This is a genomic window from Dyadobacter sp. SG02, assembly GCF_900109045.1.
GTDB lineage: Bacteria > Bacteroidota > Bacteroidia > Cytophagales > Spirosomataceae > Dyadobacter.
This window is the reverse complement of sequence record NZ_FNYL01000001.1, coordinates 159,665-178,074: the sequence shown is the minus strand read 5'-3', so window position 1 is coordinate 178,074 and position 18,410 is coordinate 159,665. Positions and strand designations below refer to the sequence as shown.

15 protein-coding genes are annotated in these 18,410 nt (G+C 49.9%); 8 read left to right on the top strand and 7 right to left on the bottom strand.

Annotation, left to right across the window (positions count from 1 at the left end; translation table 11 throughout):
• Positions 1–31: 31 nt before the first annotated feature.
• Positions 32–472 carry a DUF6934 family protein gene (locus tag BMW93_RS00690; protein WP_090373276.1) on the top strand — a complete coding sequence of 147 codons (441 nt, stop codon included), beginning with the start codon at positions 32–34 and terminating at the stop codon, positions 470–472.
• A gap of 25 nt (positions 473–497) precedes the next feature.
• The gene (locus tag BMW93_RS00685; RefSeq protein ID WP_090373275.1) at positions 498–716 is read left to right on the top strand and encodes a hypothetical protein; all 219 of its coding nucleotides are present in this window, start codon (positions 498–500) and stop codon (positions 714–716) included.
• A gap of 126 nt (positions 717–842) precedes the next feature.
• Here BMW93_RS00685 and BMW93_RS00680 read toward each other — a convergent pair whose 3' ends face one another.
• Positions 843–1,283 (bottom strand): methyltransferase dimerization domain-containing protein, encoded by a 441-nt coding sequence (locus BMW93_RS00680; protein WP_090373274.1) that lies wholly within the window; start codon positions 1,281–1,283, stop codon positions 843–845.
• Between the two features lie 263 nt (positions 1,284–1,546).
• Here BMW93_RS00680 and BMW93_RS00675 point away from each other — a divergent pair, with 263 nt between their 5' ends.
• The 3 genes from BMW93_RS00675 (at position 1,547) to BMW93_RS00665 (ending at position 5,860) form a co-directional block, all read left to right on the top strand.
• On the top strand, positions 1,547–2,056 hold the full coding sequence (locus BMW93_RS00675; protein ID WP_090373273.1) for an RNA polymerase sigma-70 factor: 510 nt from the start codon (positions 1,547–1,549) through the stop codon (positions 2,054–2,056).
• A 93-nt stretch (positions 2,057–2,149) separates the two neighbouring features.
• Positions 2,150–3,112, top strand: coding sequence for a FecR family protein (locus BMW93_RS00670; protein ID WP_090373272.1), 963 nt, complete (start codon positions 2,150–2,152; stop codon positions 3,110–3,112).
• A gap of 159 nt (positions 3,113–3,271) precedes the next feature.
• Entirely contained in the window at positions 3,272–5,860 is a 2,589-nt protein-coding gene (locus BMW93_RS00665; protein ID WP_090373271.1) for a TonB-dependent receptor, read from the top strand.
• Between the two features lie 267 nt (positions 5,861–6,127).
• On the opposite strand, the gene BMW93_RS00660 is transcribed toward BMW93_RS00665, so the two are convergent.
• The 4 genes from BMW93_RS00660 to BMW93_RS00645 all read right to left on the bottom strand — a co-directional run bounded on the left by BMW93_RS00660 (position 6,128) and on the right by BMW93_RS00645 (position 13,559).
• Positions 6,128–9,265 (bottom strand): T9SS type A sorting domain-containing protein, encoded by a 3,138-nt coding sequence (locus BMW93_RS00660; protein WP_229240117.1) that lies wholly within the window; start codon positions 9,263–9,265, stop codon positions 6,128–6,130.
• A gap of 26 nt (positions 9,266–9,291) precedes the next feature.
• Positions 9,292–9,702 (bottom strand): hypothetical protein, encoded by a 411-nt coding sequence (locus BMW93_RS00655; protein ID WP_090373270.1) that lies wholly within the window; start codon positions 9,700–9,702, stop codon positions 9,292–9,294.
• A 36-nt stretch (positions 9,703–9,738) separates the two neighbouring features.
• Positions 9,739–10,143 carry a hypothetical protein gene (locus tag BMW93_RS00650; RefSeq protein ID WP_143061554.1) on the bottom strand — a complete coding sequence of 135 codons (405 nt, stop codon included), beginning with the start codon at positions 10,141–10,143 and terminating at the stop codon, positions 9,739–9,741.
• A 203-nt stretch (positions 10,144–10,346) separates the two neighbouring features.
• Positions 10,347–13,559, bottom strand: coding sequence for a carboxypeptidase regulatory-like domain-containing protein (locus BMW93_RS00645; protein WP_090373268.1), 3,213 nt, complete (start codon positions 13,557–13,559; stop codon positions 10,347–10,349).
• 218 nt (positions 13,560–13,777) lie between these two features.
• On the opposite strand from BMW93_RS00645, the gene BMW93_RS00640 reads away from it, so the two are divergent.
• Positions 13,778–14,245, top strand: a complete 468-nt coding sequence (locus BMW93_RS00640) for a carboxymuconolactone decarboxylase family protein (RefSeq protein ID WP_090373267.1) — start codon at positions 13,778–13,780, stop codon at positions 14,243–14,245.
• Positions 14,246–14,345: 100 nt separating this feature from the next.
• Here the strand turns inward: BMW93_RS00640 and BMW93_RS00635 are convergent, their stop codons facing one another.
• Positions 14,346–15,380 carry a GntR family transcriptional regulator gene (locus BMW93_RS00635; RefSeq protein WP_090373266.1) on the bottom strand — a complete coding sequence of 345 codons (1,035 nt, stop codon included), beginning with the start codon at positions 15,378–15,380 and terminating at the stop codon, positions 14,346–14,348.
• A gap of 263 nt (positions 15,381–15,643) precedes the next feature.
• On the opposite strand from BMW93_RS00635, the gene BMW93_RS00630 reads away from it, so the two are divergent.
• Positions 15,644–16,720, top strand: coding sequence for a sensor histidine kinase (locus BMW93_RS00630; RefSeq protein WP_090373265.1), 1,077 nt, complete (start codon positions 15,644–15,646; stop codon positions 16,718–16,720).
• Positions 16,717–17,442, top strand: a complete 726-nt coding sequence (locus BMW93_RS00625) for a LytTR family DNA-binding domain-containing protein (RefSeq protein ID WP_090373264.1) — start codon at positions 16,717–16,719, stop codon at positions 17,440–17,442. Before BMW93_RS00630 ends, BMW93_RS00625 begins: the two co-directional genes overlap by 4 nt.
• A 31-nt stretch (positions 17,443–17,473) precedes the next feature.
• On the opposite strand, the gene BMW93_RS00620 is transcribed toward BMW93_RS00625, so the two are convergent.
• Positions 17,474–18,337, bottom strand: a complete 864-nt coding sequence (locus BMW93_RS00620; protein WP_090373263.1) for an NAD(P)-dependent oxidoreductase — start codon at positions 18,335–18,337, stop codon at positions 17,474–17,476.
• Positions 18,338–18,410: the final 73 nt, after the last annotated feature.

Here is an 18,410-nt window from a genome sequence, read left to right as displayed (position 1 = left end):
CAAATTGGGAAGAAATAAAGACTCTTCTCAAATGAATACAGCCTGGTACGATTACATTCCTGATAGCGATGGTGATATTTTCTATTTCGCGAGTTCAGAAGATTCGAAGATTGATAAGATTGTGGTCTTTACTCAAATGAATGACCCTGATTCTTATGCAGTTGTTTTGGGAAATCTACGGGATGATGGCAGTATCGATGTCGATGAGCGCGGTGACAATGGGGACACGACCGCTGTGTTGTCGACGGTTTCGAAAGCTATTGCATTCTTTTTGTCGGATCGCCCTGAAGCGTCTGTCGTTATCGAAGCTTCTACGTCTGCACGGGCTCGCCTGTATCAAATGGCAATTCTGCGGGAATCAGTTGATTTAGGACAGTATTTTGATATCTATGGTTTTAATGGCCGCTGTAAAGAAATTTTTCAACCTGGACAAAATTACCTTTCGTTTATTATATCAATAAAAACCAGATAATTAGAACCACTAATCTTTTGAGCGTATGAAATCAGAGGTGATCAACAACACAAGTTCAGGTAGAATTGAATTTACGGCGGGTGAGCTCGAAAGGCTGCGCCTTGCAGCTAGAAAATTTGGTAGGGAAAAGCTGGATCGTATTATCGCCAACCATCCACCCGAATACTGGGAGAATTATTGGAAAGCCATGGAAGAACGTAGAGCCGGGATCAGGCAAGAAAGGATTTGCGGAAACCGCTCTTGACAATCCGTGGTGCCGGTTGGATATCGGATTGTGTTGTAAAATTACATAGATACACCGGAATTCAGAGCAGCATTGCGAAAATCCGGGGAGCAGATTTCTGCTCCCCGGGGCTAAGTATATTTACTATCAGGCCACCATCGTGAACAGCCTGTTCAAGTCCCAGGAATTCCGGATGCCGGATTCACCGACTACTTCTTTCAGATTGCCAGCCAGCGAAGATTTTTCATCGTTCACCATTTCCAGCAAATTGCCCAGGTAATCGGGTTTGCGGCGGTTCAGGAATGTGTTGGCTTCGGGTGAGTTGCGGTAAATGGCGGTAAAGCCCTTGCCGTCGCGCTCGATGATGCCCCAAGTTACGAGGGCATCGAGGAAGTCGAGGGAGCTGTGGCTTTGGAGACGTAGTTTCTGCCGGATTTCGGACACGAACAGCGGGCCGGAGGCAAGTTCAGTGAAAAGGCCCAGCCTGATGGCCGTCAGCAATGGTTTGGCAGACCAGAACCCTGTTCCGATCCGGATGATGTTGATTGGAGTAATTTCCTGCTCTTGTTCAATTTCAATTGTACTCATGGCTAAATGAAGTTAATGTTCCGGAAGACGTGCTTCCACTGATTGAAACATGCTCTAAAATTAGTGTTGAAGCTTCAACATACAGAACACCATTGTGATGAACTGCCCAAACCAGAGGTTAAACCGTCCCAAAATTGGTGTAATCTGTTCCCTCGTTAACGTCCATTTCGCAGAAATCTGTCAATAAGTTGCAGGAAATTTGATTTTAAACGCATTAAGAATCATTTTTGCATTTAGAATAGGTCTAAATAAGATTACTATCAATGCGACTGAATGATGAAAGCGTTTTTGAACGGATTTTCCTGGAATACTGGGAGAGGATGTACGACATATGCTTCCATTTTGTAGGAGATCGCGCTGTTGCAGAGGAACTTGTGCAGGATATTTTCCGGTCGTTATGGGAACGCCGCGATAGCCTGCTCATCGATACGGGCATTGAAAACTACCTGGTGAAGGCCGCACGCCTTAAATCATTCGAGCATTTGCGTAACACCGCCATCGAAACCCGTAATCTCCGCGAAATTTCGTACTCGGCATCCGCTGCCGGGAATCATACCGAGAATCTGGTTTATTACAATGCGCTCACCGAACAGGTAGGGCGGATCGTGAATGCATTGCCCGAGCAGTGCCAGAAGGTTTTCAGGATGAGCCGCGAAAACGGGATGAACAACAAGCAGATCGCACACTCCCTGGCGATTTCTGAAAAAACGGTAGAGAACCAGATTACCAAAGCGCTGCGTACTTTGAGATTGCATCTTGGTGTGGACCGTTAAAGTATTTCCAAAAATTTTCATGGTAGCCGTAGGGGATAAGCAGGCGCTCTGCAACTGATGGATAGGGAATGCTCCCGATCCTAAACGAACCCCATGCAGGTTACCCCTGAACTTATTCAAAAATACCACCTCGGTCAATGCAGTCCGGAGGAGAAACATGCCGTGCTGCAATGGCTCGCCGGCGATGGTGCCGGGGAGGTGCCATCCTATTTGCAAGGAAAGGACCGAAAAGCTGTACAAGCGCGGATATGGAACGCGTTGAGCGATTTATCTGGGTTTCCGGACGGATCGGTCAATGCAGGGAGAGGTATTCCTTTCTGGAAATGGTCACGTATAGCGGCGAGTGTTACAATCTTGCTGGGTTTATCATGGTTTGCTTACGATCGATTTTCGATAAGAAACAGCATTTCGCAAACTGCTCCCATTCATTTCCGGAAGATCCGGACTGCATTGGGAGAAAAGAAGAAATTCTATCTGCCCGACAGCTCGCTCGTGTACCTGAATGCGGGCAGCCATTTGCGTTTTCCGGATCATTTCACAGACACGTCCAGAAACATCTATCTCACAGGGGAGGCATTCTTCGAAATCAGTAAAGATCCTTCGCGGCCATTTACCATTCAAACTGAAAACACCGAAACGACGGTGCTGGGGACGATTTTTGACCTCAAAGCTTATCGCGGAGAAGAAACAGAACTGGTGGTAGTGGAAGGCAAAGTGCGGTTCGGTCCGGCTGAAAAGCAAGTCGTGCTGACGGCCAACCAACTGGCATCGTTTAATGTGGCTTCGGGTGCATTGATCAACCGGAATGTTTACGCAGGGGTGTACGGGGGCTGGAAGCAGAACAGGCTGACTTTCCGCGATAGCCGATTATCCGAAATAACAGTGGTACTGGAACGGTGGTATGGCATCGACGTCGTGATCCGCAATCCGGCATTGAAAAACGTCATTTTTACCGGTACTTATGAAAATCCTTCCTTACAGACCATCCTGAACGATATGTCGTCGGCAATGAAATTTACCTGCACCCAACAGGGAAAGCAGCTCATTATTCAATAAATCAATCGCTACCCAATAGTTTATGAAAGTAAATCCTCCCTGATCAACCCCGAGGACAGCCAATAAAAAGGCCCGGGCGTTCCGTCTCGCAAACTTGCACCCAGGCCTGTGTCCAACAACTCTCATTGAAAGAATTAATCAAACATTGAAACAAAATTAATGAAAACCCTATTCAAACTGGCTGTGCTAATGCTGGCCATCCCGCTTATGCTGCATGCGCAGGTAAGATCTGTGCTCGACAAGCGGATCACTATTTCATTCGATCAAATCGCGTTAAGCGATGCGCTGGCCGCCGTGGGAGAGCAGGCACAATGCACATTTTCTTATAGCGGCACTTACCTGGATGCCAATCGCAGGGTTTCGTTGAACGTCAGAGATGTGACTGTAAAAGAGGTGCTTACGCAACTGATCGGCGAGGCTGCCGATCGCCTGAAAGTGCAGGGCAATAAAATCCTGATACTCGCCAGAACAGAAGGGCGTGGAAATGTGAAAGGCGCGGTTCGCACATCGGACGGGCAGGCTGCGGAATTTGTAAATATTTTGGTAAAACGAACAGGAAAAGGAGCACAAACGGATACCCGTGGAGATTATCTGGTAAAGAACGTGCCTGCCGGAAAGCAGGTAGTGGTGATCCAGCTGCTGGGCTACGAGGCCATCGAGCAGGAAGTGGAGGTACTTGCAGACCAGACCGTGACATTACCGGATGTTTCACTGAACGAAGACAGCAAAACTTTGCAGGAGTTGGTTGTGACCGGTGCCGCGAATAAATTCGGGAACAAGGAAAGTGACTATGTGGCAAGATTGCCGCTCAAAAACCTCGAAAACCCGCAGGTTTACAGCGTGGTAGGCAAGGAGTTGATGAACGAACAGATGATTACACGACTGGAAGAGTCATTCCGCAATGTGCCTGGCGCGACGTCCACGCGTACAGGCGCGGGTATGCCTGCTTTCATATCGCGAGGGTTTCAGTCGGGGGACAACTTGCGCAACGGGATGGCGACCTTTTTGAAAACCGGTATCGACCCGGCGATTGTGGAGCGCGTGGAAGTGATCCGCGGCCCTTCAAGCACGTTGTTCGGGTCGGCGATGGTGTCGTTCAATGGGTTGGTCAATTATGTGACTAAAAAGCCGTTTGAAAAATTGGGCGGCGAGGTTTCCTATTTTACGGGCAGCAACGACCTTAGCCGCTTTGCGGTGGACGTCAATACGCCTGTCAATCGCGACAAGACGCTGCTTTTCCGGTTTAATGCGGCTGCGCAGAAGGAGAACTCGTTTCAGGACCAGGGTTTTTCACACACGACAGCCATTGCGCCAAGCTTCACCTACAAAGCCTCCGACCGCCTGACATTGAACCTGAATGCCGACATCCAGACTGCGAAAGCGACCTCGGCAACGTTGCTGACGATCGGTTCCGGTGTAAAAGCCAAGGCGCTCGATGAACTGAAACTGGGCTACAAACGCTCATTGATCGACAACTCGGCAAACTCGATCCAGGCCTCTAATAATGTGTATTTTCAGGCGGAATATAAATTGTCGGAAAACTGGACTTCGCAAACCAACTATGCGTGGTCGCTCGGTACTTACGATCATTTCAACCAGTTCAATTACACCTGGATGACCGATTCCACCATCCGTAGGCAGGTGAGTGTGTGGTTTCCCGACAAATGGGGCCGGAAACAGATCCAGCAGAATTTCATCGGTGATTTCAATGTCGGTCCGATCCGTAACCGGCTTTTGCTAGGCGTAGATTATCTGACGCAATACCGCCACATGCACTACGGCGTGGTCACGCTCGATACGGTCAATATCAACAAAGCAAGCCGCTCGCTGGATAACGATCAGATCCAGACATTGTTTACCAGACTGAATGCGCCGGAGTCTATTAACAAGCAATATTCTTACAGTGCTTACGCCTCCGACATGATCAATTTCACGCGGCAGCTCATGGTATTGCTAAGCCTGCGAGTCGACCGTTTTGTAAACAATGGCACACTGAATAGCCTGACAGGCATTACCACAGGCGATTACAAACAGACCGCACTTTCACCCAAACTAGGCATTGTGTATCAGCCGTTGCCCGAGCGCATTTCGCTTTTTGCAAACTATATGAATGGTTTCAAAAACATCCCTGCCGCGAGCCAGCCCGACGGAACCGTATCTAATTTTAAACCGCAGCAAGCCAACCAGTGGGAAGTGGGAGCGAAAGTTAATCTGTTGGGAAACAAGCTTAGTGCAACCATCAGCTACTATGATATTGCTGTCAAAAACTCGACCTATTTGAAAACGATCAACAACCAGAACTTCACCGTTCAGGATGGTACCCAGCAGAGTAAAGGCATCGAAGCCGAGTTGATAGCAAGTCCGGTAAGAGGGTTGAACATCGTAATGGGTTATGGCTATAATGACAACGAATTCCGCCGCGCAGCCGAAGCTGTGGCTGGAAAACGGGCTGTTTCAACGCCTAAAAATACAGCTAACCTGTGGGTGAGCTACCAGTTTCCCGGCGGCGGTTTACGTGGTTTCGGAATTGGCGCGGGCGGTTATCGTGTTTCCGAATCTTATTTCAATTCAGCAAATACATTTACCATACCTTCCTACACGCTGGTAAATGCAACCTTGTTTTACGACCAGCCGCGTTTCCGCATTAGCCTCAAAGGGGATAACCTTTTGGATGAAAAATACTGGCTCAGCGACGGCAGCCCGCAGAAGCCCGCGAATGTGATGGCGGGTGTGGCTTTGAAGTTTTAAATTTCGGAACCCCGACCAGTATACGGAAACATACACTGGTCGGGTTTTAAGAGTTTTTTACCGATCGTCGGTATAGGTAGCGTTGATCGGCAGGTAATAGGCTTCTGAACGGTCCCTCACGAGGGCGTAGTTATTGGGGGGATCTGCAAGATTTTGATAGGTAACCGGGTTTTGGAAAGCCGACCGGCACCTGGTAAGGGTTATCCGAAGGAGTTATCGCACCGGCGGCGTTCACGCGGGGCAACTTCCGAATGTCGTTTTCTTCACTTAGTTGCGCTTGATTACTAGTTGATTAGCTGTCGTGCCGTCGGTAAAAAGCACGCGGAGCAGGTAATGGCCCGGCAGCAACTTCCGTAATTGTGCTCGTTCGGGAACATTTACGGATTCCAGGACGGTTTTGCCGGCCAGGTCAAAGAAGGTGATTTTCGCGGGCTTCTTGCCTCCTGTGAGCAACGAGAACGGCAAGTCCGCTTCAATCGGATTGGGAAATGCGAGTAAACCTGCTTTTGCTGATTGAACGGAACAAATGCGACTGTATGCAAAGGATTTGTCGACGTCCAGCATTTTCAACCGATAATAAGCCATTCCATAGCAACTTTCAAGGTCAATGAATGAGTAGTTCGTCATAGCCGATCCGGTGTTGTTACACGCCACTTCCCCGATTTTCTGCCAGGTTTTCGCGTCAGGGCTCCACTCAATTTCGAAATGGTCGCTGTTGATTTCGCTGGCAGTGGTCCAGGCTAAAAGCGTTGAATTATGCTCACGCGCAGCGGTAAACGCAGTAAGTACTACGGGCAGGGCGTCGCGTGGGTCTTCTTCCGCAAACAGCTGGGCGAATTCCGGGAACATGCCTGCCGCTTCCAGCTCGCTCGCGGGCACGAAAGTCTCGTCGGCTTTGGAGGCGTAAAGGATTGCCGGCAATGTGCCTTCATAATGTGCAAACACCGCCACCGAATCCGGCTGGGGCGTGGTGAGCAGGAAATCGTCTTCCCAAATGTCGAAAATGCTGATGTCCGGATCGATTTGCGGAGGTACCTGCGGGTTTTGCGGAAGGTCGAGCGGATCGCCGCAATTGGTGACCGTAAATGTCACTTCATGCGTTGATTCCAGGTCCCGGCGGTTCGGGTAAGTCCGCGTGCATATCACCTGGTATTGCCCAGGATGCTCAGCCTGAAAGGTGATCTGATCGCCGGTGGTCGTGAAGGCTTGTTGCGTTGGCAGTACCAGCCAGTTATGAATGTACTGCCCACCCGACGGCGTTGCGAGGGACACCGAAATATTGGCCGTATTTCCCTCGGTAACCCGGCTTTGCTTGAATGGGTAGCAGACGTTGTAGACGGAGATGATTGGTTGGGGTGGGTGGGGAAGCAACGGGCAGGTGGTGCCGCCTGCGAGGAGGTTTTCGGATTGGCCGATGGTTGTCCAGGGGATAAATCCGGCTCGGATATGTTCGGTATCGTTATCAGTACCGTAGATATTAGCAAATGGCGTCTGCCTTCCTGGACCCGTTACGGCATTGACTGCATGTAGGTCCAATAACTCTCGTTGTACTTGCGTGTTTAAAGGTCCCTGATAGTCGATCGCACTAAACGTCGGTATGAAGCAAAATGTGAAATCTTTTGTTTTCGAAAATAACTTATTTGGAACTACTCTGGGCGTTAGTCCACCAGGTAAGAAGTCATCGTTGAAAGGAGAATTATAATTGAGACTAACTCCCAACCTTTTTGAAAATATCCCCCAGGTTGCAAACCGAAGTACATTACTAATTTGATTAAGTGCATTCGTATGGACATCGATATTGCTATTTTGCAAGCCAAAGGGCGTCCAGCTTCGCAATATCCGATCGCCATAATTGTATAGTCCAAAGAGTTCGCGATGTTGCGCATTCATGCTACCATGTGTGATCGCAATATTCCGGCAATTCTGAGGATAGCCACCATTACCTAGACTATTCAGGCTAGTTTGGAAAGCATCAAACGCGGGCGATTTGGATCCGACGCCACCTGTAAGCTGACCGCCCCAGTGGAGCATCATTTGCGTTGCTGCTGGCGTGGTCATCGAGTAGTAGTAATCACGCCAGGTTTTTGCGAAAAATTTCAGGATTACCTGAGTAAGCAACGTCGGACTTGATTCCCATAGCAACTGCGTCAGACCAACTGGGACATTAGCGCCCTGGTTAGGAGTGTCGTAACAAATCATGAGTCTTACATGATGGGCGATTCCATCTACCTCCATTTTTCGCAATGCGTACCTTGCGACCAGGCCGCTCATGCAAACGCCCAAAACGATGTTGTCAACGTTGCCTTGCTTGATCGTATTGATTTGCTGGATGATAGCTTTCATAACCTGCGCGTTATTCTCGATGGCAGCTGTTCCATCATCGTAATCGATAAATACCAGGTCAAAACCTTCCCTTAGCCATTGTGAAAACCGCTCACGAAACATTGCTTCCAATTCGTCCAGGTTCACATCGTTTGCAAAATCAAAACCTTCCCCGATAATCACCGTTTTATCGAGTATTCCATCGCAGCCCGTAACAATACGAATGGTCGCACCAACGACCTGTGTCCGAGCATTATGCAGGAAAGTGTCGCTCACGGCAGCTGGTGCGGATACGTGGAATTCCATCGCCGGCGGGATACGTTCCAGTTGCCGCACATCAACATACGTCTCGAAATCGTCGTGGCGGTTTTCCGCAATGAGCCTTATTTTGACCGGATGTTTGCCTTCCGTTTCAAAACGGTGCTTTATCAGTTGTTCCTGAAATGAATAATTGGTAAACCCCTTGCCGTCGCCAAAGTCAATCGCCATTGCGATGAGCGGTTGCGCGTGATTGGTAATGAGCAGTTTGGGGCTGATTTTGAACCAAACCTCGGCCTGATAAACGTCCTGTCGCAACGCGGCCGCATACAAAATCCTAAACGGCGTATAAGTTGCAAAGTCGACAGGCTTTCCTGTTCTTTTTCCATCCTCATTGGATCGGAGCTGTTTTTCAGACAGATACACAGCCTCCATATCGATAATGCCAAGCGGAATGGTATCGTTCCGGGTCAGTTTCGAAAGGTTGGTCTCCACCAAATCTTTCAGGTAGGGCATATGCGCATTTTTTGCACGGAGGTCGGCGTCGGCGATGCGTTCGTAGAGGTTGTGCCATTCTTCTGCCGATACCGATTCAGGTTTCGAAAGCTTGCCGGAACTGATTTGCTTTAAATAGTCAATTTCGTTCCGCGTGGTGACCGCCGCATTCATAAACAACTTATTGCCCAGGCCCGAGAGGTCCAGTTTGTCGAGGGCATTTTGTCGTAACGCTTGATAATCCTGTGCAAAAGTCGTTTGAAAAGACAACAGGACGGACGCCAGGAAGAGACATAGCTTTCCTGTGTCACATTTTTTGAAATGTGTCATTGGTGTATGTATTTAAAGTGAAAAAATTATTTAGCTAATAACTTGAAATCCCATTGTGTTTTCTTGCCGATCATAGGAGGTCGCTGACCCTGTACATCCGTAGCTTGACTGTATATTTTTCCAAACATTGGATTTTCGTCGCCATACGGGATTATGACAGTAATGTGACCAAACTTTCTAGGGACTTCCAGAGCAATCTCATAGTCACCATTCTCATCTGTGTAAGCTGATTTGAGATCGATCGAGCCCTTCAATCGTGAGCCGCTCAGCAGAACCAAGATGCTGTCCACTGGCACCTGATTTTCGTCGAACACTTTACCATACACTACGGTCGTACGATCGCCTAAATGCCCGCAAGCAAGCATCGTCAGCGCGATTAACGGCAGCAAAAGGCAGCTCTTGAAAATCGCTGATTGAATTTTGAAGTGTGTATTCATATTTGGGTTTGTTATGGTTAGAATGCTGATGCTGGTTCATTTAGGTTCTAGTTGAAAATCCCATTGCGTTTTTTTACCGATCATCGGACGTTGCTGGCCCTTTATATCCGTAGCTTGACGGTATATTTTTTCAAACTTTGGATTGTCATCGCCGTACGGAATGCCAACATCAATATCGCCAAACTTTCTAGGTACTTCCAGGGCAATCTCATAATCACCATTCTCATCGGTATAAGTTGATTTGAGATCAACCGAGCCTTTCAATCGTGAGCCGCTCAGCAAAACCATAATACTGTCCACAGGTATGTGATTCTGGTCGAACACCCTGCCATAAACTACCGTTGTGCGGTCGCCCAAATGTCCGCAGGCGAGCATTGCCATCGTCGCCAGACTTAGGGCGATACCCTTTATCAGCAATTGTTTTTCAAAGATTTTTGTCATACTCATCATGATTGGATTTAGTAAATAAATGCACAGCTACTTACTTGTCGGCTGTGCAAATATGTGTTAAATCAAAATCAAAAAAGCCTGCTGGTGAATAGTAATGAATTAACGGTAACCTTATGATGATCAGAGGATAATACAAAAAAAATCCCGGCTGCTCACGCGGCCGGGATTTTCAATAATGGTTACTTAACGAATCCTCAAAAGCTATAACGCAAACCAATCTGCACCTGGTAAGGGCTACCCGAAGGCGTTACCACACCCGCAGTATTCACGCGGTATACGTATTGGTTTTTCGATTTGTCGAATGCTGATTGCGCGGGTTTGCCATTGGCGGCGGGGATGCCCAATGCGTAGAGCGCTTGCGTGCCCAGCGTCTTGGTGCGGCCCCATTCCTTGTTCAGGAAGTTGGCAAAGTTGAACACGTCGGCAGAAATTTCGATGGCGTGCGTACCGGCGATTTTAATGCGTTTCGATGCACGAACGTCGAACACGCCGTAGAAACCGTTGATACCTCCGTTTCTTTCAGCGATTTTACCCGAGTTTTTAATGATATAATCTTTGATGCTCTGGCTTGCGTCCTTATTGTCGAGAATGGCTTGTAGACCCGTCCGTACGTTTTCAGGCACGTTCGGGTCGTTTCTGTCGAAAACGTAAGCAAGGTCGTTGGTACCTACGAAGTCGCCGTTGGTGTTACCGCCCGATAGCAGGGTGTAGCGGGTACCGCCGATTCCCGAATAGCGAACGCCCACATTCACGCCCCAGAAGCTAGGTAGCGAGCCGTAGAACACGATTTTGTGACGGAATTGGTTGTCGGAATACGACATCAGGCTCAGGTTACGCGGATCGTCCCGTACAGGCAATGAGAGCGTAGCACTGTTCGCTACGTTACCGTTGAAAGAAGTGTTGTCTTTCACATCATTGTAAGTATAGCTCAAAGTGATCTCCCCGTCGCGGAAATATTGGTATTTTACATCAGCCACAAAAGAGAATGCATTCACCTTTCCTTCGCTGTTCAGTTCCAGTACGCGACCGAATTGCGTGGCTTTACGTCCGAGCAGCCAGTCACCCGCGCCATTGGCCGGCATTTTGTCCGCAGGTACGTATACGCCGCGGTTGCCTTCGTTAGCCAGGCGGAAGAACGGCTCGTCGACCATGTTTCTGTCCACATACATATAGTTGTTGCGGCCGAGGCTCATGTAACCTGCGATACCTACTTTCAACTTGTCGGTCAGGTACTTGTTGTAAGAAATGTTAGCCTTGTAGATGATCGGCACGCGTGCATCTTTCGCATTGGTATTGATCGTCGGCAACTGGAATTGCGACAACGTCGGGATGCTGTTGTAATTGGCGCGGTAGGCCGCGAAATCCGGGGTAGGAATGTTCGGGCTACGTACATCGACAGTCGCCAGGTGCTTTCCGTCGAATGTCAGGTTGTTGATCACCACATAGTTGTTGATGTCCGAAGCGAATACGCCGGCACCGAGACGGAAAATGTCGGTATGCTTGTCGTTCACATCCCAGGTGAATTGTACGCGCGGCTGTGCTACGAATGACTTGATCTTGTTGTCGGTGCGGATTTGCAGGGCGTCATACAAAGTCTGGTTCAAAGGCGAGCTCGGGTAATGCGCGTAGTCGAGGCGCAGACCTGCCACCACGTCCAGGCCGGTTGCGAGGCTTGTTTTCAATTGACCATAAATACCTGCGTTCCAGATATTGCCTTTTACGGACCAGTCGTCCATCAAAGGCACTTCGCGGTAGTAACGGTAAGGTTTCAGGTCGTTGAACTGGTCGAGGGCGGTTTTACCCGCAGCGGCATCCACCGTGTAGTGGAAACGGCCGTTTACCTCCGAGCCGTACGTAGATTTCGAATGCGTCATCATGATATCCGCACCGAAAGTATACTCCACTTTATCGGTGTTGTAATACAGGTTATCCACCAATTGAACGACGTGGTTGGTAAAACGCTCCTGCGCGAAACGGTGGCCGCCCATCTGGATATTTGTAGAACGGGAATTGCCATCGCTCAATACCGAGTTCACGTTCTCCACGATCGCTCTCGGGATGTTGGCATCGGGGAGCTGGTCGCCGGGGGCACTTTTTTGTTTTACAAACAAATGCTGGACTTTCAGCTCGTTGGTCACTTTCGAATTAAGCGTAGAGCGGAGCGATGCGAGCAAGCTGTTATCCTGGTTGAAGTCGTTTCCGTAAGATTCGTACGCATTGATGGTCGTATTGTCCGCCAGACCGAGCTTGTTGCGGTCGTTGGTGTAGTTGTTGCGGATCGTCAAAAGGTTACGGTTGTTCAACTGCCAGTCGAGGCGTAAAAATGCCGCATCGGAACCGCGTTTTTTATCGAATGTTCCAAACTGCGGGGTGTTGGACATGCCGTATTTGGTGCGGGCGATGTTCACGAACTGGTCAAGCGTCGCGCGGGTCACATTGAAACGGTTTTCATCCACCGGGCTGAGGATATCGGCGATGATCAACGGACGGCTGTCCTGCTGGTGGTCCCAAGCCATGAAGAAATGCAACTTGTCTTTCAGGATTGGTCCGCCCAATGAGAATCCAAACTGGTTGGTAGAGAACTGGTTATTGATTTTGTTGCCACGAATATCGTAAGGGCTCGACAACCAGTCGGCGCGCGTGTAGTTGAATGCGCTACCGCTCAGCTGGTTAGTACCCGATTTCGTCACCGCGCTGATGGTACCGCCACCGCTGCGTCCGTAAGTAACGTCATACTGGTTGGTAACTACCTGAAATTCACGCACCGCTTCGATCGAGATCGAGTAGGGCGCACCGCTTCGACTGGTAGTGGCACCTGCCGAAGTCGGGTTTTTGGAGCTCATACCGTCGATGGTGTAGCCCGTAGAAGAGCCCAATTGGCCGGAAATGTTACCTCCGCGGCTCAGCGGCGAAAGGTCCATGAGCGACGTAAAATTCCGTCCGTTCACGGGCAGACGGGTTATATCCCGTGCCGAAATGGCCGTGGAAGCGCCGAGGTTTTCGATTTTGTTCTTGATACCGGAAGCCACAACGCTCACGACTTCAAGCGTTTGGCCGGCCTCTTTCATACTCATCTTAACCTTCACGGCATCGCCCTGGTGGAGGAGATAACCAGTCAGTTTTTGTTCGCCAAAACCGACGTAAGTAGCTGTAACTGTGTACGGACCGCCCAATGGAAGCTCTTTAAAGGCATATTCGCCTTTTGCATTGGTAACGGTTCCTGTCGTAAAGCCTGTTGATTCGTTTTTCACCTGAACGGTCGCGCCGGCCAGTGCCGCGTTCTGGTCGTCGGTAACCGTACCGGCGATGGATGCCTGTGTCGTTTGAGCCCTCAGCACCACGATGTTGCCGAAGCAGCAAAGCAATGTCAGGACAATAGGAAGTAAAAATCTCTTATGCATGAGCATGTTGTTGGTTAAACAAAATTTGCCGCAAAAGAAGAGGATCTACTTGACCAGGGTGTTATTGTAGTGTTATGTTATTGTAAAGTCGAAGTAACACCCGTTTCTACCTTGTTAAACTCACTGGAAAAATTTTTCTGAATTATTTTTTGAACTGCTGTCCAGTCTGGCGAAGGCCGCTCGTCATAGACATGAATTCAATCATTCAAAAAACTAAAAATTACATGGAAGCAAGAATCAATCTTCACGAAAAAGGACACAGTGCATTAAAGGCAATGTATGGAATAGGTGCGTACCTCGCAAAATCACGGGTTGAGCGGAATCTGCTGAACCTGATTTACCTCCGTGTATCGCAAATCAACGGCTGCGCGTTTTGCATCGATATGCATTCCAAGGACTTGCGCGTGGAAGGCGAAGCCGAGCAGAAGTTGTATTTGCTGAATGCCTGGCGCGAAGCCCCTTTCTACTCCGCACGCGAGCGCGCCGCATTCGCATATGCGGAAGCCGTAACCGTGCTGAAAGACCGCGAGGTTACCGACGAAGTATTCGATGCGGTTAACGAACAGTTTAGCCATGAAGAGATCGTCGACCTCACGCTCGCGATCACGACCATCAATTCCTACAACCGCTTCAACATCGCATTCCGCACGGAGGCGGGGAGTTACGAGCCGGGGCAGTTTGCGGTGCATTAATTGAACACTTCATCAATAAGCTGGGTTAGGAGCGCGGGGCGCACGTCGGTATTTTGAATACACGATGTTGCGCGCCGCGCTGTTTTGCATCCGTCGCCTCCTACAACGACCGGCGCAAAATCACCGAAAACGGATTGGCGATATGTCGGCTTACGCCCGTTAGAACCATATCCGCCGCCGATTTTCCCATGGCTTTCAAGTCGGAGGAAATGGTCGTAATGCCGTTCAGCATGGCTTTTTTAGCGTCGTTATCCTGATAGGAAACAATGCCGACGTGACGGCCTGCCACCAGATCGGAGCTATTGATGATCTCGCGCACGAGGAACATCAAATGCTCGTCGGAAAGGACAATAAAGGCTTCGCCTTCGCGGACCATGTCTTTGGTAAGGTCGGTCGACACGCGGCAGACGAGGTTTCGCTTCGCACAGGCGCGGGCGAATGCGTCGGGCAGCGCGCAGGGGTAGTAGGTGTGTGCGGGAAAAATGAGGTTAATGCATTGGTATTTGCGAAAACCAGAGGCAAGTTCCTGAATCGCCTGATCGATATCCCGGCTGAAATGCTCGAAAACGGTCCCGAAGCAGTCAGACAGGCCGGGAACTTCCTTGTCGAGGATAATCAGCTTTTCTTTCGGCAGGCGCCCGATGGCCTGGTAGCCGCTGTCGGGGTCGTCGAGGAAATGCGGGATGACGATGATGTGGGAGTAGGACAGATGTTTTCGCTTGATAAGTGTACGGAAATGCGCGGCACTATTATGGTAAATATGGAAGTCGATCTCGGCTTTTTGCCCGATGCGCTCCGTTAATGCATCGTAAACGGTCTTGCTGTATTCATTAAGCTGGTTAAAAAGTACCAGCACTTTCAGTTCCGGCGCCGGGTCGAGACGGTTGATGTAATAACTCTTGCCATGCTGCGACGCGAGAATGCCCATATCACGCAGGTTGTTGTAGCTTTTTTCAATGGTGCTTCTCGACACGGCGTACATCCGGCTCAGCTCGTTGATCGACGGCAAGCGGTCGCCGCGGTCCATGAGGCCGGTTTTGGTGGCGAGCAGCACCGCCTCCACGAGTTGCTGGTAGACCGGTTCGGAGGAGTCTCGGTCGACGGTGAAGTGGTTTTCGAAGTTGATCTTTCTCATGAATCGGCGGCAATGCACGGTTAATTTAAGCAGAATGGGAATCCGCAAAAGTGAGTACAGACAGACAGGCGGAAGTCGTCCGTGGACGCCACTATTTTATCCTCCAATTCATTTTTGCCGCGGCAGCCCCAGGTGTGCAAAACGGTTTCGGGTTGAAGGTCAAATCTTCCGGGTTAAGCTGGTAAAAAGTGCTTTCCATCGATTTTGTTTGTGGTTTTTGCCAATTGATCTGAACTTGTGGAGTAACACGCCGCGCAAACACCATGGGACCCAGAAACAGCTTTACCGTACTCACACATGTGACCGTCTGGTCGCTGCTGGGATTTATCCTCCTGTTTTACCCGCCGCTGAGCTGGAATTTTTCGGTACCGCCCAATTTCTGGATCAAGCAATCGCTCAACCTGCTGATCATGATCGGGGTATTTTATGTAAATGCCCTGTACGTAGCGCCCCGGCTGCTTTTTGAACGCAACGGGAAGGTGATGTTCGGGATGTGGCTGGTGGGCATTGTGATCTGTTTTATGGTAATAGCACGGGTAATCGAGGTGAAGCTGGGGGTGCTGGCCGATATGTCGAAAATGGCGAACAAAGCGCCGAAAGACCCTTACCGACTGGATTTTCACTTGTTTATGATCATGCTGCTCGTGATGGTGATCAGTACCAGCCTGGCTATGGCACGTCGCTGGCAGGCGGACGCCCAGACGCGTGAACGCATCGAAAAACAGCATATCGCCTCCGAGCTTTCTTTTTTAAAAGCCCAGATCAACCCGCATTTCTTTTTTAATACACTCAATAACATTTACTCGCTCACGTACTCCGACATCCCGGTATCGCGCGAGGCGATCCTGAAACTCTCGCGCATGATGCGTTACGTGCTGTACGATACGCTCGGCGACTCCGTGCCGCTGAAACAGGAACTTTCATTCCTCAAAGACTACATTGCATTGATGGGTCTCCGCCTGCACGAATGCACGACGCTGGAATTCAACGAACCGGCGCCCGACAAGGATTACTGGATCGCGCCGATGCTCCTGCTGCCGTTTGTCGAGAATGCATTCAAACACGGGTCGAGTACGATGCAGCATTCGCGGATCGTAGTGGAGCTCGAAGTCGGTGAAGGTTCGCTGTCGCTACGGGTTTTTAACCATATTGCGCATGAAAAGGATGGTTACCAGCTCGACCAGGGTGGGATAGGCCTCGCCAACACGCGCAAGCGGCTCGACCTTTTGTACGAAGACAGGCACACGCTGGTCATTAGCGAGGAAGAAAAAACCTATGAAGTTTTGTTGACTTTGCAGCTCGACCGCGAGAAAGTCGGGCAGATCGTCGAACTTGTATGAAATTGAACTGTATCGCCGTCGATGACGAGCCTTTGGCACTGAACCTTATCAGCGCATTCGTGGAGCAAACGCCGTTTCTGGAACTGAAAGGCCGGTTTGGGAATGCCGTTCAGGCATTGCAGGCGCTCCACGAGCAAACCATTCACCTGATTTTCCTGGACATTCAAATGCCCGACCTCAATGGCATGGAACTGGCCCGGGTGATCAGCCAGTCGGGGGCTTCCGTGCAAACGCGCATCGTGTTTACGACCGCCTATAACCAGTTCGCCGTGGAGGGGTACAAGGTGGATGCATTGGATTATCTGCTGAAACCTTTCGGGTACGACGAATTCCTGCGGGCGGCCTCGAAAGCAAAGAAGTATTTCGAGGTTTTGCAGGATAACGGGGCCGGGGATGTTTCCGAAAATTATATGTTCGTGAAAGCGGATTATAAACATATCCGGGTAGATTTTGACGCGATTACGCACGTCGAATCGGTGAAAGATTATGTCAAAATCCATTTAATGCCGCCGCTTAACCCCGTGGTGACGCTGAGCAGCCTGAAATCCATTGAAGAAAAACTGCCGCAAGCCCGGTTCCTGCGCATTCACCGGTCGTTTATCGTCGCTGTAAGCAAGGTCGATTCGGTCAGCAAGAATTCGGTGCAGCTGGGCCCGGTCGAAATACCGGTAGGGGAGCTTTATAAGGATGCATTCAAGACATTGCTTGCCCGCTGGATTTAAGAACCACAGCGGACAAGCGTTGGATTTCAAACTATTCCACCACTTTTACCAGTGAGGCTAATTCCTGGTCGGCGAGGCCAAGCGATTCCGCTTTTTGCAACAAATCGCTGATCGACTTCACAAAACCCTCCTGCGCACCCGCATTACGGAATGCATGATGAATGCGCTGCGTAGCGGCCACGCTGATCGACAGCGGACTTTGGCTGATCGTAAAATCGCCTTTCTCTACCACACCGATCTGGTGCTTGAAAAATTCGGTAAAGCCGGGCGTGATTTCACCCAGTATTTCACCGTACGCGCTTAATGACAAACCTGATTTTTGAGAAAGCACAATGCCGTGGATCAGGCCGGTGTAGGAGCCGTAGAGCCAGGTCAGCGTAGCCAGGTCCATCGCCGAGGCCAGTGCCGCGCGGTCGCCGAGGTATTTGATATTCCCTCCAAAAACAGCCAATGCGTCGCGGCTGCGCTCAAAATGTGCCTGGTTACCGGAGACAATGATGGTCGTCTCGGGCAGGCCCATCTGGTCCGGCGCTACCTGGATCGCGCCATTGATATAACCCGCATTTACATTTGCCAGCGCAGCTTCCAGGCCCTCGGCCTCCTGCGGGTCGGCGGTGGTGAAGTTGATGAGCGTTTTTCCTGCGAGAACGGATTTGTCGGAGATGCCGTCCAGGATTCGGTTTACCGCTTCATAATCCAGCACGCATATTACCACGAGCGGACTCTGGCGGATCGCTTCTTCCAGGGTTTCAAAAACTTTTACGCCCGCAATGCCGTCGGCTTTCGCGCGGGTGCGGTTCCAGACGGAGACATTGTAACCTTTCGTGACGAGCAACTCCGCCAGCCGTGTACCCATTTGTCCCAAACCTATAATGGTGATCTGTTTCGTGTTCATTTTCTGTTCGTTTTGAATTGATGAACACAAAATTCGGGAGCAGGCAGGCGGCTATCAATTACCGAAAAAAGAT

Coding starts and splice junctions, on each gene's coding strand:
- BMW93_RS00690 (WP_090373276.1), top strand. CDS start 32: ATGAATACAGCCTGGTACGATTACATTCCTGATAGCGATGGTGATATT.
- BMW93_RS00685 (WP_090373275.1), top strand. CDS start 498: ATGAAATCAGAGGTGATCAACAACACAAGTTCAGGTAGAATTGAATTT.
- BMW93_RS00680 (WP_090373274.1), bottom strand. CDS start 1,283: ATGAGTACAATTGAAATTGAACAAGAGCAGGAAATTACTCCAATCAAC.
- BMW93_RS00675 (WP_090373273.1), top strand. CDS start 1,547: ATGCGACTGAATGATGAAAGCGTTTTTGAACGGATTTTCCTGGAATAC.
- BMW93_RS00670 (WP_090373272.1), top strand. CDS start 2,150: ATGCAGGTTACCCCTGAACTTATTCAAAAATACCACCTCGGTCAATGC.
- BMW93_RS00665 (WP_090373271.1), top strand. CDS start 3,272: ATGAAAACCCTATTCAAACTGGCTGTGCTAATGCTGGCCATCCCGCTT.
- BMW93_RS00660 (WP_229240117.1), bottom strand. CDS start 9,265: ATGACACATTTCAAAAAATGTGACACAGGAAAGCTATGTCTCTTCCTG.
- BMW93_RS00655 (WP_090373270.1), bottom strand. CDS start 9,702: ATGAATACACACTTCAAAATTCAATCAGCGATTTTCAAGAGCTGCCTT.
- BMW93_RS00650 (WP_143061554.1), bottom strand. CDS start 10,143: ATGACAAAAATCTTTGAAAAACAATTGCTGATAAAGGGTATCGCCCTA.
- BMW93_RS00645 (WP_090373268.1), bottom strand. CDS start 13,559: ATGCTCATGCATAAGAGATTTTTACTTCCTATTGTCCTGACATTGCTT.
- BMW93_RS00640 (WP_090373267.1), top strand. CDS start 13,778: ATGGAAGCAAGAATCAATCTTCACGAAAAAGGACACAGTGCATTAAAG.
- BMW93_RS00635 (WP_090373266.1), bottom strand. CDS start 15,380: ATGAGAAAGATCAACTTCGAAAACCACTTCACCGTCGACCGAGACTCC.
- BMW93_RS00630 (WP_090373265.1), top strand. CDS start 15,644: ATGGGACCCAGAAACAGCTTTACCGTACTCACACATGTGACCGTCTGG.
- BMW93_RS00625 (WP_090373264.1), top strand. CDS start 16,717: ATGAAATTGAACTGTATCGCCGTCGATGACGAGCCTTTGGCACTGAAC.
- BMW93_RS00620 (WP_090373263.1), bottom strand. CDS start 18,337: ATGAACACGAAACAGATCACCATTATAGGTTTGGGACAAATGGGTACA.